Here is a 12,728-nt window from a genome sequence, read left to right on the forward strand (position 1 = left end):
CGGAGTAGCTGAAGTGTCACTTCTGCAAATCTACTGGAGAGCGCTGGGTTATCTCGCAGCCGACAGGAAGCGCGTTGCGTTTATCTGCGGTGCGAATGTCGCGCTCGCCATTATCGCCATCCTCGAGCCGATCATGTTCGGCCGGGTGATCGACGCCATCTCCGATAAGGGTTCGGTGTTTTCGACCCTGGCGCTGTGGGCCGGTCTCGGCGCCTTTAACATCGTCGCCTTCGTGCTGGTGGCGCGCGGCGCCGACCGTTTTGCCCACAAGCGGCGCAGCGAGGTGCTGTGCCAGTCGTTCGAGCGCGTGATCACCATGCCGCTCGCCTGGCACCACCAGCGCGGCACCTCCAACGCGCTGCACACGCTGTTGCGCGCCGTCGAGACGCTGTTCAGCCTGTGGCTTGAATTCATGCGCCAGCATCTGTCGACGGCGGTTGCGCTGGCTCTGCTGATTCCGACCGCGATAAGCATGGATCTGCGCATGTCGCTGGTGCTGATGGCGCTGGGCGTTCTCTATGTCGGCATCGGCCGGCTTGTGATGAAGCGCACCAAGGCAGGCCAGGCCGCCGTCGAGCGCCACTATCATCAGGTGTTCGCGCATGTGACCGACTCGGTCAGCAACGTCGCCGTGCTGCAGAGCTACAACCGTCTCGGCCACGAGGCCGATACGCTGCGCCGCTATGTCAAGAACCTGCTCGACGCCCAGAACCCGGTGCTCGACTGGTGGGCGATGGCCAATGCGCTGCACCGCCTGTCGTCGACCATTTCGATGATGGTTGTGCTTTTGATCGGCGCCTATCTCGTCACCCATGGCCAGCTCAAGATCGGCGACGTTATCGCCTTCACCGGCTTTGCCACGCTGCTGATTGCCCGCCTCGACCAGATGTCGGCTTTCGCCAACCAGATTTCGGAAGCCCGCGCCAAGCTCGAGGACTTCTATCACCTCGAGGATTCGGCCGCCGACTCCGCCGAGCCGGACGGCTTGCGCGACCTCACCAACGTCACCGGCCACGTCCGCTTCGAGAATGTCGGCTTCGAGTTTGCCAATTCGAGGCAGGGCGTCGACGACGTCTCCTTCGAAGTCCAGGCCGGGCAGACGGTTGCCATCGTCGGCCCGACCGGCGCCGGCAAGACGACGCTGATCAACCTCTTGCAGCGCGTCTTCTCGCCGTCTCATGGCCGTATCCTGATCGACGGCATCGACACCCGCACGGTGACCCGCAAGTCGCTGCGTCATTCGATCGCCACCGTCTTCCAGGATGCCGGCCTGCTCAACCGCTCGATCGAGGACAACATCCGCGTCGGTCGTGCCGAGGCGACTTATGACGAGGTTCACGCCGCCGCCAATGCGGCTGCCGCGCAGGATTTCATCCTTGCCAAGAGCGCCGGCTATGACACCGTCGTCGGCGAGCGCGGCGGCCAGCTTTCAGGCGGCGAGCGTCAGCGCATCGCCATTGCCCGCGCCGTGCTCAAGGACGCACCGATCCTGGTGCTCGACGAGGCAACGAGCGCGCTCGATGTCGAGACCGAGGACCGCGTCAAGGAAGCCATCGACGAACTGAGGCGCAACCGCACCACCTTCATCATAGCCCACCGCCTGACCACCGTCCGCGACGCCGACCTGGTCGTGTTCATGGACAAGGGCAAGGTGGTCGAGATGGGCGGCTTCGCCGAACTGTCGCTGCGCAATGGCCGTTTCGCCAGCCTGCTGCGCGCCGGCGGCCTGCTCAACGACGAGGAAGTCCGCCGCCTCAGCCGCACCGTGAATATCGAAGCGGCGTAGCTTTTTTACCTCCCCCTTGTGGGGAGGTCGGACCCGTAGGGTCCGGGTGGGGGTAGTGCCCCACCACCCCCACCCCGCTGCTTCGCAGCGACCCTCCCCACGAGGGGGAGGGTAAATAAGACTGCGACACTCCCTCGATTGCCCCGAACGCGCCGCCGGTCTATCTAGACCTTATGAGCGATACCTCCTCACGCCTCGCCGGCTGGACCGACCTCGCCAACCCCACGCGCTTTGCCGGGCTGGCCGATAGGCTGGTGCCGTGGCTGGCGTCGATCGCCGCGATCCTGCTCGCCATCGGTCTCTATATGAGCTTTGCCGCGCCTGAGGATTTCCAGCAGGGCATCACGGTGCGCATCATGTATATCCACGTGCCTTTCGCCTGGCTCGCCATGATGTGCTACACGGTGATGGCCGTCGCCGCGCTCGGCACGCTGGTCTGGCGCCATCCCTTGGCCGATGTCGCGCTGAAGTCGGCAGCCCCGATCGGCGCCACCTTCACCGCACTTGCGCTGGTCACCGGCTCGATCTGGGGCAAGCCGATGTGGGGCACCTGGTGGGTCTGGGACGCCCGCCTGACCTCGGTCTTCATCCTCTTCCTGATGTATCTCGGCATCATCGCGCTGACGCGTGCGCTGGATGACGCCAGCCGCGCCGCCTGGGCCGCCGCCATCATCACGCTCGTCGGCTTCATCAACATCCCGATCATCAAATTCTCGGTCGACTGGTGGAACACGCTGCACCAGCCGGCGTCGGTGTTCCGGCTCGGCGGACCGACGATCGATCCCAGCCTGCTATGGCCGCTGCTGGTGATGGCGCTCGGCTTCACCGTGCTGTTCTTCGCGCTGCATTTGACGGCGATGCGCACCGAAATCCGCCGCCGGCGGGTGATCGCCATGCGCAGGGTGGCAGCACGGCAGGCCGACTAGCGCGATTTTCAAAACCGAAGCCATACGCCTGCCGCCAAACATTAGCATGTGCTGCTATGTTGCGGTGCAGCAACAAGAATTCTCAAAAGATTGTTCCCGACTTCGCTTGGCTCCTTGATCTCGTTTGCTTTCTTGACAGCTCGGCCGCGAAGCAAGAGTGATACCAGTCACTAGTTGTAGCGAGGGAATCGGCGATGAAACTGCGCTTGTTGGCTGGCGTCTCGACATTTGCATTGGCGCTTGGCTGGAGTTCGGCCTACGCCGCCGACGCGATTGTCGACGTTCCGAGGGCGGAGGATCTCTGGTACGTCACGCTCTTCGGCGGCGCCAGTTTCCCGAACCATGTGAAAACGGACTACAATGGTACTGGCTATTCAGTCGATCTTGATACCGGGTTCGTAATCGGCGGCGCTGTCGGTCGGCGCATCAACGATGTGTTTCGTGTCGAAGGCGAATTGTCCTACGCGCGCTACAAGGCAAGCGAATACAGCTACACGGGCGTCGGCAACTATCCGGCTTCCGGCAATCTGTCGGCCACCTATCTTCTCGCCAACGTCTGGGCCGATGTTGCGCATTTTGGTGATGCCAAACTCTATGTCGGCGGCGGTCTCGGCGCGGCCTATGTTACCGCCGATACTCACTTTGATGGCCACGCCTTTGGATACGGGCCTGGCGGCTGGGGTTTCGCCGGCCAAGTGGGCGCCGGTGTTACCTACGCGGTAACGCAGAATGTCGACCTCGATTTCGGTTACCGCTTTAAGGCCGTGACAAGCGTGGATCTAGACGACAATGATGGCGGCGGCACATACGAGAACGCCAAATTGTACTCCCACAATCTCCAGCTTGGCGTAACCCTGAAGTTCTGATTGGTTCGTCGCAGGCCGCGACCGGGATTTGACGGATGCCGCTCTTGCCACGCCGGCAACCCCTGGGTCCGCCGGCAATGATCCCAGCTTCGCTGCCGACCGCCGGTGAGTCGGCGGAAAAGACATTGCAGCGCGGCATCGACCTGCAACGGCGCAAGCGTTTTCGCGAGGCCGAGTTCTGCTACCAGACGGTGCTTCGCACGCAGCCCAAAAATGCCATGGCGCTGAACCTGATGGGCACGCTCGCCATCGAGGCCGAGCATCATGACGCCGCCATTGCCTATATGGAAAGGGCGGTCAAGCTCGAACCGGACAACGCCATCTTCCGCAACAATCTCGGCAATGCCTACAATGTCACCGGCAACGTCGACAAGGCGCGCAGACATCTGAGAAAGGCGATCGAGCTCGACGGAGGGCTCATCGAAGCGCTGTGCAATCTCGGCCGCTCCTACCGCAGCCAGCTCGAGGGCGACATTGCCGAAGGGTTCTATCGCCAGGCGCTGGCTATCGACGGCCAGTCGGTGATGGCACTTGCCGGTATGGGCGATTTGCTCACCGACATTGGCCGGCCGGCCGAGGCGGTCGAATGCTTCAGCAAGGCCCTTGCCATCGACCCGGGCCATGTCGAGGCGCTGGCTGGAATGGCGCTTGCGCGCCGGGCGGTCAAGGACGATCCGACGTTGCCTTTGGTGCTGAAACGCCTGGAATTGCCGACAACCACCGATCGCGAGCGGGTAGTGCTGCACCACGCCGCCGGCAAGATGCTCAATGATCAGCGCGAGTATAGCCCGGCCATCCGCCATTTCGCGAGGGCCAAGGCGATTTCCGGCAATGATTTCGACATCGACCGGCACACCCAGCTTTACGACAGCTTCATCGACACTTTCGACGCCGGCTTCTTCGAGGCGCGAGCCAATTTGGGAAATCCATCCAGACGCCCGGTCTTCATCGTAGGCATGCCACGGTCGGGAACGACGCTGACCGAGCAGATATGCGCCAGTCATCGCGATATACATGGCGCCGGGGAGTTGTCGACCATTCGTTCACTTGCCGGCGAACTTGGGTTCGACAAGCTCGACCCAGCCATTTTCACCAAGGCCATGGCGGCGCTCACTGCAGCCAAGGCCAAGGAGCTTGGATCGAAATATCTCGACGATCTCAAAAAGCGCAACAACACGGTGCGGCTTGTCGTCGACAAGATGCCGCACAATTTCGAGCTGCTGGCCTTCATCAGCCTGATCTTGCCGAATGCCCGCATCATCCATTGCCGGCGTGACCCGATGGACAATTGCGCGTCCTGTTTCATGCATAATTTTTCCGAGGCGCACGGCTATAATGCCGATCTGACCAAGCTTGGGCAGTATTACCGGCAGTATGACCGCCTGATGCGCCATTGGGCCAAGGTCATCCCGCTGGATATCCACGACATGCCCTACGAAGAAACGGTCGCCGATTTCGAAAATCGCGCCCGCGGATTGATCGGATTCCTCGGCATCGAGTGGGACGATGCCTGCCTGCGTTTCGACGAGACCGAGCGCACCGTGCGGACGCCGAGCCGCTGGCAGGTGCGCCAGCCGATCTATTCATCCTCGGTCGAGCGCTGGAAGCTGTATGGCGACGCGCTGGATCCGCTGAAGGCGGCGCTGGGTCCGGTTTATCCGTCCTGATTTCAGTTGGCCCGAACAACCTCGCGCTCGACGCGCGCTGGCGTAGATTAGACCTGAGTTGCATCGTGCTTTGGGGCCAAATGAAAGCCGAATGCTTTCATGACCGCCAGTGTGGTTTCCAGCGTAGGATTACCGTTTTCGCTGAGCGAGGTATAAAGATGCTCGCGAGCCAAGCCGGTCTTTCTGGCAATGTTGCTCATCCCCTTGGCGCGGGCAACGACACCGAGGGCGGACGCGACGAATTTGGCGTCTCCGGTTTCCATTGCCTCTGCCAGAAACGCCTCGATTGCCGTATCGGAATCGAGCATTTCGGCGGGATCGAAATCATAGATTTTTCCAATCATTGTCGTCACTCCATTCTACGGCCAGGCGCTTTGCTGTCCGTATGTCGGTTTCTTGTGAACTTTTATCCCCGCCGCACAGGAGCAGGATGACCGTTTCACCGCGCTTGTGAAATAAACGCGATAGCCGGGCCCATAGTGAATGCGCAATTCACTGATGCCTTCACCCACTGGGGCCACGTCGCCGGGATTTCCTACAATCAAACGTTGCAGCCGAACGGCAATTGCCGCCTTGGCTCTTCCGTCTTTCAGCTTTTGGTGCCACCTCCGAAAGGTGGCTGTCTGCTTCAGGATTGCCATGGTGACTAGTAAGTTATAAATTACAATTCGTCAATGTCGAAATAGGGCGAGCCTCCAAAACGAAAAGCCTCACCCCATCCGCCCACGCGCTTCCACCTTCAGCGTTTCCAGCACCTTGTCACCGTCGATCAGATGCACCTGGTCGAACAGGTTGGTCACGACGCAGCAATGATCAGGCACCACGCGCACGCGCTCGCCAATGCGAAGCTTCGCACCATTTCCAAGCGTGACCGTGCCATGTTCCTCGCTCAAGCTGGTGACACGGGCGCCGGGCATGCCGAGCAGCTCGCCAAAATCGGCGAGCCCCAGCGTGTCGCTGGACAGCGCCTTGCTGCCGCTGTCCAGGATGGCGCGGGCCGGCGTCGGATGGCTGACCACGGTGGCGAGCACCGTCAGCGCACAATCGTCGAGCGTGCCGACGCCTTTGGCGACCTGGTAGCGGTCGAGGTAGATGTAGGTGCCGGGGCGGTATTCGGTCACCACGCTGTCCTCGCCCGAGCGCCACATGTCAGGCGTGCCGCCGCTGGAGATGCGTTCACAGGCGAGACCCGAGGCCGCGAGCGTTTGTTTGGCGCCGGCCAGCCACGATTCAGCCTCGGCGGCGCGGCCGGCCGCGGGGTAGGTCATCAGCCCGCCGAAGGTGAGCCCCTTGGCTTGGTCGATCAACTTCGCCAGTGCCAGCGCCTCGGCGGCGCTCTGCACGCCGCAACGGCCCATGCCGGTGTCGCATTCGACCAGGACGGGCAGGGGGTGCCCGGTATCGGTGAAGGTGGCGGCGAGCCCATCCAGCGTTTCGAGGTTGTCCACCGTCACTGACAGTGTCACACGGCCATGCAGCGCCTTGAGGCGCTCCAGCTTGGCGCGGCCAAGGATGTTGTAGGGCAGGAAAATATTGGTCAGCCCGGCATCGGCCATCACTTCGGCCTCGCCGATCTTCTGGCAGGTGATGCCGACCGCGCCGGCCGCCATCTGCTTCTTCGCCCAATAAGGCAGCTTGTGCGTCTTGATGTGCGGCCTGAGTTTCAGCCCGTGGCGGTCGGCATGCGCCTGCGCTCGTGTGATGTTGGCTTCGGCGCGGGCTGCGTCGATGAGGATCGCCGGCGTGTCGAGGTCGTCTATGCCTTGCATGAAATATCACCCTGGGAAATCTGGCTGACTTATGGCCCCGATCCGCACGGATGTCATGGGGCCAGCACGCAGTTTGCGTCGACACCGCAGCGCTGTTCGGCTATGCGCTTCAGATAACTCCAGGGAACGCGACGCGAAGGGATCACGATCATGAAACGCTCCACCGTCAACGACATCATCCGCGATGCAGACGCCTTCATCCGCTCGTTCGGCTACATCATGCCGCCCTTCGCCTACTGGAGCCCGGAAGAGATGAAGGCGCGCAAGGCCGACTCCGCCGCCATTTTCACCTCGCGGCTTGGTTGGGACATCACCGATTACGGCCAGGAAAAATTCGACGAACTCGGCCTGTTCCTGTTCACCGTTCGCAACGGCGTCTATGCCGACATGAAGAAGGGCATGGGCATGCTTTATGCCGAGAAGATTATGATCTCGCGCAAGGATCAGCTGTCGCCGATGCATCGCCACAACATCAAGGCCGAGGATATCATCAACCGTGGCGGCGGGAAGCTGGTGCTCGAACTGTTCATGCACGATCGCGACGGCGGCATCGATCCGAAGGCCGAAGTGTCGGTGCCGGTCGACGGCACCATCCACAGGCTGCCGGCAGGCGGGCTGCTGAAGCTCGACCCGGGCCAGAGCGTGACGCTGATGCCCGGCGTCTGGCACGCCTTCTGGGCCGAGGGCAAGGATGTGCTGATCGGCGAGGTCTCGACCGTCAATGACGACCTTACCGACAACGTCTTCCGCGAACCGATCGGCCGCTTCTCCAACATCGACGAGAATGTCGCGCCGGTGCACCTTTTGGTGTCCGACTATGAGAAGTGGGTGGGGTAGGCGATGCCTAATCGCCCCAATTCACCTGCTGAAAGAACGTCCAGATGCTGATCGTGCTGTCATCCCGATCGCTCGTGCTGTGCAGCGTCAGGACAATATCCACGGTGGGCGGCGCCTTGATCAAGACTGTGATCAGGCGCGCGCTGCCGTCAGGCACGATACCTATGCCTGAGGTCATTTCCCAATTTCCGTCGGCTTGCTGAAGTCGGGAAGAAGTATCTCCGAATTGCTCCCTCATCGATGCATCGTTTGGAAACGGTTCGTCGGTGAGTTCTGCAAATTCCTTCCAGGATCCGGAGACTGCCGCCTGAGTGGCGCGTTCTATTCTGGCTTTTTCCGCTTCGCTAACTTGAGCCGGCATCCCGAACTCCGATCTACCGCTGGTACTTATCCGCCTTACGCGTCCCCAGCAAAAGCTTGCGTTCGAGCTGTGCCCGCAGCTCTCCGTAATAGGCGGTGAGGAAGGCCCTGGAATCGACGGCATCGACCATCATGCCGATCTTGCGCCCGATCGTCTCGGCCACCGCTTTCAGCGCGAAATAGTCGTCGCGGCGCAGCACCTCTTCCAGCTTGTGCAGTTCGGCAATGCCATAGGCGTCAAGCTGCGCCTGGGTGAAGCGGAAGGCGCGAGCATTCTGGCGTTGCGACAGGTCCTCGACCAGCGCCAGTTTCGGCGCCTCGACCACCCAGGTTCCGGCAAGCAGGTCGCCGATGCGCATGCGGTCGCGGTTGAACAGCGGGAAGAGCGCAAACAGCAGCGTCCACACCAGTCCGAAGATCGTCGTCAGCGTGTCGGCGAGCCCCATCTCGCTGCGGCCGAGGATGATCGACAGCGGCAGGAAGATCTCGATCTCGCGCATCAGGTTGCGGGCAATGACCTGATCGACTGACAGGCCGGCGCCGCTGCGCGACGCCACCCGGATGCCGAGCATCCGTTTGCCGGGTGTGGCGGCGCGGCGGCCGGCTTCGAAGACGATGAAGTAGGCGTTGCGCAGGAAGAAGATCAGGATGATCCAGACGATGAACAGCGGCTGCGCGCCTTCGCCTTTGAGGCCGGCCAGCCCGAACAGTGCAACGATCGAGATCACGATCGCCGTGACGATGATGATGACAAAGTCGAGCAGGAAGGCGGCGGCGCGAGTGCCGGCATCGACGAGCTTGATCCGGAGATCGACCCCTTCCGGCGTGATCAGCGGCCGTATCGTCGAGACGGTAGCACGCCTAGCGGTCGCCATGCCGCACCACCCTGAACAAATAGAAATAACAGAGCCACAGCGTCAGCATGCCGCCGCCAATGGCGTAGCGTGTAGCGTCGCTGGTGATCACCTGCCTGCCGATGCCTTCGAGCAGGCCGGCAAACAAAAGCATGATCGTCACCCCGACCATGGTGGTTGCGGCCACGCGCCCGGCATCGGCTGCCGCCGTCATCCGCGTCAGTTCGCCGGGGAAGGCGATGCGCGTGCCGATGCGCATGCCGGCGGCGCCCGCCAAGGCGATCGCGAACATCTCGGTGGTGCCGTGGATGGACAGCCAGCCGCCCAGCTCCAGCCCGAGCCCCTTGGCGATGTAGATCTGGAACATCGCGCCAAGCAGGCAGCCATTCATCAGGATCAAGAGCACGCTCGGCACCGCGAAGGCAAAGCCCAGCGCGAAGGCCAGGATCGCCACCTGGACATTGTGCGTGAACAGATAGGCGGCGAAGCCCGACAGGAAATTGCTGTCGGCGCCGTCATAAAGCACCTGTCGCAGGACTTCGACTGAGGCATCCGGGTTGCGCCCGCCGGCCAGGCTCGGCGGAATGATGGCGTCGAACCAGCCCTTGTCTTTGGCCACCAGCCAGTAGCCGGCGCCGGCGCCGACAAAGGTCAGGACGACCGACAGCAAGGTCTCGCGCCACAAATCGCGAATTGCATGCGGCCAGTCATGCAGAAAGAAATCGCCGATGCGCTGCCGCAAGCCGCGACGCGCGCCATAGAGGTAGAAGTAGCCGCGCAGGCAAAGCGCTTCGAGATAGCTGACCAGCGCATTGTCGAGCGAGGTCGCCCGCGCCACCGAAAGCGAGGACAGCGCCGAGCGGTAGAGCAATGGCAGCGACAGCAGTTCGTCTTCCGATAGCGTGCGTGGCGCACGTTTCTCGACCCGGGCAAGCAGCGCCTCGAACGCCTTCCAGTCGGCCTCGCGCTCCGAACGGAAGCTCGCCAGCGACTGGCGCACCGCATCCTTGCCGACCAGCGCGTTCACAACAGATCCTCCCGCTTTAGCTCGAGATAGCGTTCGACCAGCGCCGGTCCGAGCCTCTGATGGTCGGCTTCGATGACATGCGCGCCGAGCAGCCTGAGCCTGCCGATGACGACCTGCCTTTCGCGCAGCAGCCCGCCGGCGACGACCGAGCGCGCCACATCCTCCGGTGCGTCCGGCGGCATGTCGGCCAGTGTCTCCAGTTCGACATCCTTCATCATCATGAACAGCACCAGATGCCGTTCGGTGAGCCGGCCGACGGTGCGCAGCATCAGTTCGGCGCTGATCGGATCGACGAAGTCGGTGAAGATGATCACCAGCGAGCGCCGGTCGAGCCGCGCCGCCAGCGTCGTCAGCGCCAGGGTGAAATTGGTCTCTTCGGTGGAATAGTCGATTTCCGCCGCCCGCTTCTGGATCATGGCGAAGCTGGCGGAGCCGCGCACGGCGCCGCTGTAAACGCGCGGCCGCGCGTCGAAGCCGAACAGGGAGACCATGTCACCGCCCTTCAGTGCGATGAACGCCGACAGCAAGGCGGCGGTGACCGCGCGGTCGACCTTCGGCACGCCGTCGACGGGCTCGCACATCAGCCGGCCGCTATCGATGGCCAGCACGATGTTGTTGTTCTCCTCGATACGGAATTCGCGCGCCAGAAGCCTGCCGTGGCGGGCGCTGCGCTTCCAGTCGATCATGCGCCGGCCCATGCCGGGCTGGTAGTCCTTGAGCGCCTCGAATTCGCGGCCCTGGCCGGCGCGGCGCTGCGCATGTCCGTCGGGCAGCGCCTGGCGCTGCAGAAGCGTGATCGCCTCGTCGCGGGCGCTGCGGATATCGGGCAGTATCGCGACCTTGTTGTCCATTGGCAGGACGACCTGGTTCCAGACCAGGCCGAACGGCCCGCGCCAGCGCAGCCACAGGCGATCGAACCTGGCAATGCCGCGCCGCAGCGCCTGAAATCTGAGATCGAGCGATGCGCTGCCGGCCTCGGCGGTCGATGCGCCGCCGGTGCCGCCCAGCGGTTGCAGCCGCTCGTCATGGCCAAGACGCGCCTGCACGGCGCGCGGCCGTCCGCCGAGCCTGGCGGTGACATTGACGGTGAGCTGGCCGCCGACGCTGACCTGCGGCGGGGCGTGGATGCTGGCGTTCAGAGAAGCCCGTCCGCGCCCGGCGGCCGCGTCCACGGCCAGGAAAGCAAGCAGCGCGCAGATCCACAACAGGCCGAGATACCACATCGACGGCAGCGCGAGCGCGATCAGGAAGGCCGGTATTGCACCGGCCGCACCTGCCCAGACTGCCCGGCCGCTCGGATAAATCAACGTGGCGCTTCCGTCTGGTCTACAAGGTCGGTCACGATCTGTTCGACCAGGCGGCCGTCGATCTGCGCCGCCGGCGACAGGATAACGCGATGGCGCAGCGCCGGCACGGCAAGCGCCTTGACGTCGTCGGGGATGACATAGGCACGCCCGTCGAGCGCTGCCCGAGCCCGTGCAGCTCTCGCCAGCATGGCGCCCGCGCGCGGGCTGGCGCCGACCTCGAGGTCAGGGCTTTCGCGCGTGGCCCGCACCAGCCTGGCGATATAGTCGACGACATCATCGACCAGCGTAACCTCGCCGACGGTCGCCAACCCCTTTTCCAGCGTCTTGCGGTCGGCCTGGGCCTTGATGCCGTACTGCTTGATGTCGTGCGAGGCGGTGCCGCCGCCATGGTGGATGATGATCGCCTTTTCCTCTTCCGGGCCGGGGTAGCTCACCCGGTGCTTGAACAGGAAACGGTCGAGCTGGGCTTCGGGCAGGGGATAGACGCCCTGGTGCTCGATTGGGTTCTGCGTCGCGACCACCATGAAGTTCGGGCCGAGCGCATAGGTGGTGCCGTCGAAGGTGACGGCATGCTCCTGCATCGCCTCCAGCAGGGCTGCCTGGGTCTTCGGCGGCGTTCGGTTGATTTCGTCGGCGAGCAGCAGATCGCAGAAGATCGGGCCGCGCGTCAGCGTGAACTGCCCGGTCTGGAAATTGTAGATGTTGGAACCGACGATATCGCCGGGCATCAGGTCGGGCGTGAACTGGATCCTGCCATAGGCGACGCCCAGCGCCTGGGCAAAGCAGCGCGCCGTCATCGTCTTGGCCGTGCCCGGCGGTCCCTCGAGCAATATATGCCCGCCGGCGAACAATGCCGTGAGCATCAGATCGACCGTATCGTGTTGCCCGGTGATGGCCTTGGCCACCTCTTCCCTGATCTGTGTCGCCAGGGCCTTCACATCATCGACGTTCACCGAGCCTCCTTGCCGTCCAGTCGTGCAGCTTTTCGGCTGCATCATGCATTTGTGTCAGGGTCTTTGCCGCGTTCGCAGCTTGCAGGCGGGTCGTGAACCCGCCGGCTTCGTCCTTATCGCGGGAATCGAGCCAGCGGTCGAGCGCTTCGCCCTGCAAACCGTGCGGCGCGCCGAGCAGCGCGCCGGCGCGTACGCGTGCCAGTGCTCCATAGCGGTCGCCCAGTTCTTCCAGCCGGCCGGCGCGGCGCAACAGCATCGCCGTGGTGTCGACCCCCGCGCGGTTTGCGGCCGCGCAGGGGCGCTGGTCGGCCCCGGGCGGGCCCCCCCGCGCCAGGCCAGCGAGGGAGGCCACTGCCGCCCCCGGCACGCGGGGGCG

Annotated in this window: 12 protein-coding genes and 2 pseudogenes; 5 read left to right on the forward strand and 9 right to left on the reverse strand. The window is 63.3% G+C overall.

Annotated features, from left to right (window positions below; genetic code table 11):
• The first annotated feature begins 13 nt into the window (after nt 1-13).
• The 4 genes from NKH35_RS26705 (at nt 14) to NKH35_RS26720 (ending at nt 5,245) form a co-directional block, all read left to right on the forward strand.
• The gene (locus NKH35_RS26705) at nt 14-1,786 is read left to right on the forward strand and encodes a glucan ABC transporter ATP-binding protein/ permease (RefSeq protein WP_023672897.1); all 1,773 of its coding nucleotides are present in this window, start codon (nt 14-16) and stop codon (nt 1,784-1,786) included.
• A 173-nt stretch (nt 1,787-1,959) separates the two neighbouring features.
• Nucleotides 1,960-2,712, forward strand: a complete 753-nt coding sequence (locus tag NKH35_RS26710; RefSeq protein WP_352916938.1) for a heme ABC transporter permease — start codon at nt 1,960-1,962, stop codon at nt 2,710-2,712.
• A gap of 194 nt (nt 2,713-2,906) precedes the next feature.
• Nucleotides 2,907-3,578, forward strand: a complete 672-nt coding sequence (locus NKH35_RS26715) for an outer membrane protein (RefSeq protein WP_023739271.1) — start codon at nt 2,907-2,909, stop codon at nt 3,576-3,578.
• Nucleotides 3,579-3,655: 77 nt separating this feature from the next.
• On the forward strand, nt 3,656-5,245 hold the full coding sequence (locus NKH35_RS26720) for a tetratricopeptide repeat-containing sulfotransferase family protein (protein WP_352916940.1): 1,590 nt from the start codon (nt 3,656-3,658) through the stop codon (nt 5,243-5,245).
• Nucleotides 5,246-5,292: 47 nt separating this feature from the next.
• On the opposite strand, the gene NKH35_RS26725 is transcribed toward NKH35_RS26720, so the two are convergent.
• The 3 genes and pseudogenes from NKH35_RS26725 to NKH35_RS26735 form a co-directional block, all read right to left on the reverse strand.
• Complete coding sequence (locus tag NKH35_RS26725) at nt 5,293-5,589, reverse strand: addiction module antidote protein (protein WP_352916942.1); 297 nt, start codon at nt 5,587-5,589, stop codon at nt 5,293-5,295.
• Nucleotides 5,570-5,886: pseudogene (locus NKH35_RS26730) on the reverse strand (type II toxin-antitoxin system RelE/ParE family toxin). The gene NKH35_RS26725 and the pseudogene NKH35_RS26730 overlap by 20 nt, the downstream one beginning before the upstream one ends.
• Before the next feature lie 69 nt (nt 5,887-5,955).
• Nucleotides 5,956-7,014 carry a D-TA family PLP-dependent enzyme gene (locus NKH35_RS26735; RefSeq protein ID WP_352916944.1) on the reverse strand — a complete coding sequence of 353 codons (1,059 nt, stop codon included), beginning with the start codon at nt 7,012-7,014 and terminating at the stop codon, nt 5,956-5,958.
• Nucleotides 7,015-7,164: 150 nt separating this feature from the next.
• Here NKH35_RS26735 and NKH35_RS26740 point away from each other — a divergent pair, with 150 nt between their 5' ends.
• Nucleotides 7,165-7,851, forward strand: coding sequence for a D-lyxose/D-mannose family sugar isomerase (locus tag NKH35_RS26740; RefSeq protein ID WP_352916946.1), 687 nt, complete (start codon nt 7,165-7,167; stop codon nt 7,849-7,851).
• A 7-nt stretch (nt 7,852-7,858) separates the two neighbouring features.
• Here the strand turns inward: NKH35_RS26740 and NKH35_RS26745 are convergent, their stop codons facing one another.
• The 6 genes and pseudogenes from NKH35_RS26745 to NKH35_RS26770 all read right to left on the reverse strand — a co-directional run.
• Nucleotides 7,859-8,212 (reverse strand): hypothetical protein, encoded by a 354-nt coding sequence (locus tag NKH35_RS26745; protein WP_352916948.1) that lies wholly within the window; start codon nt 8,210-8,212, stop codon nt 7,859-7,861.
• Nucleotides 8,213-8,225: 13 nt separating this feature from the next.
• A complete protein-coding gene (locus NKH35_RS26750) occupies nt 8,226-9,086 on the reverse strand; it encodes an RDD family protein (protein WP_352916950.1) in 861 nt (286 codons plus the stop codon).
• Nucleotides 9,073-10,092, reverse strand: coding sequence for a stage II sporulation protein M (locus NKH35_RS26755; RefSeq protein WP_352806465.1), 1,020 nt, complete (start codon nt 10,090-10,092; stop codon nt 9,073-9,075). Before NKH35_RS26755 ends, NKH35_RS26750 begins: the two co-directional genes overlap by 14 nt.
• Complete coding sequence (locus NKH35_RS26760) at nt 10,089-11,399, reverse strand: DUF58 domain-containing protein (protein WP_352916952.1); 1,311 nt, start codon at nt 11,397-11,399, stop codon at nt 10,089-10,091. The genes NKH35_RS26755 and NKH35_RS26760 overlap by 4 nt, the downstream gene beginning before the upstream one ends.
• Nucleotides 11,396-12,352 (reverse strand): AAA family ATPase, encoded by a 957-nt coding sequence (locus tag NKH35_RS26765; protein ID WP_352916954.1) that lies wholly within the window; start codon nt 12,350-12,352, stop codon nt 11,396-11,398. The genes NKH35_RS26760 and NKH35_RS26765 overlap by 4 nt, the downstream gene beginning before the upstream one ends.
• Nucleotides 12,339-12,728: pseudogene (locus NKH35_RS26770) on the reverse strand (DUF4350 domain-containing protein); the annotation flags it as partial. The pseudogene NKH35_RS26770 and the gene NKH35_RS26765, both read right to left, overlap by 14 nt.

The sequence above is a fragment of the Mesorhizobium sp. M1143 genome (assembly GCF_040318435.1).
Classification (GTDB): Bacteria; Pseudomonadota; Alphaproteobacteria; order Rhizobiales; family Rhizobiaceae; genus Mesorhizobium.

Excerpts from the sequence above, each read along its gene's own strand:
- NKH35_RS26725 (WP_352916942.1), bottom strand. The coding sequence starts at position 5,589 with ATGATTGGAAAAATCTATGATTTCGATCCCGCCGAAATGCTCGATTCC.
- NKH35_RS26740 (WP_352916946.1), top strand. The coding sequence starts at position 7,165 with ATGAAACGCTCCACCGTCAACGACATCATCCGCGATGCAGACGCCTTC.
- NKH35_RS26720 (WP_352916940.1), top strand. The coding sequence starts at position 3,656 with ATGATCCCAGCTTCGCTGCCGACCGCCGGTGAGTCGGCGGAAAAGACA.
- NKH35_RS26750 (WP_352916950.1), bottom strand. The coding sequence starts at position 9,086 with ATGGCGACCGCTAGGCGTGCTACCGTCTCGACGATACGGCCGCTGATC.
- NKH35_RS26710 (WP_352916938.1), top strand. The coding sequence starts at position 1,960 with ATGAGCGATACCTCCTCACGCCTCGCCGGCTGGACCGACCTCGCCAAC.
- NKH35_RS26735 (WP_352916944.1), bottom strand. The coding sequence starts at position 7,014 with ATGCAAGGCATAGACGACCTCGACACGCCGGCGATCCTCATCGACGCA.
- NKH35_RS26715 (WP_023739271.1), top strand. The coding sequence starts at position 2,907 with ATGAAACTGCGCTTGTTGGCTGGCGTCTCGACATTTGCATTGGCGCTT.
- NKH35_RS26745 (WP_352916948.1), bottom strand. The coding sequence starts at position 8,212 with ATGCCGGCTCAAGTTAGCGAAGCGGAAAAAGCCAGAATAGAACGCGCC.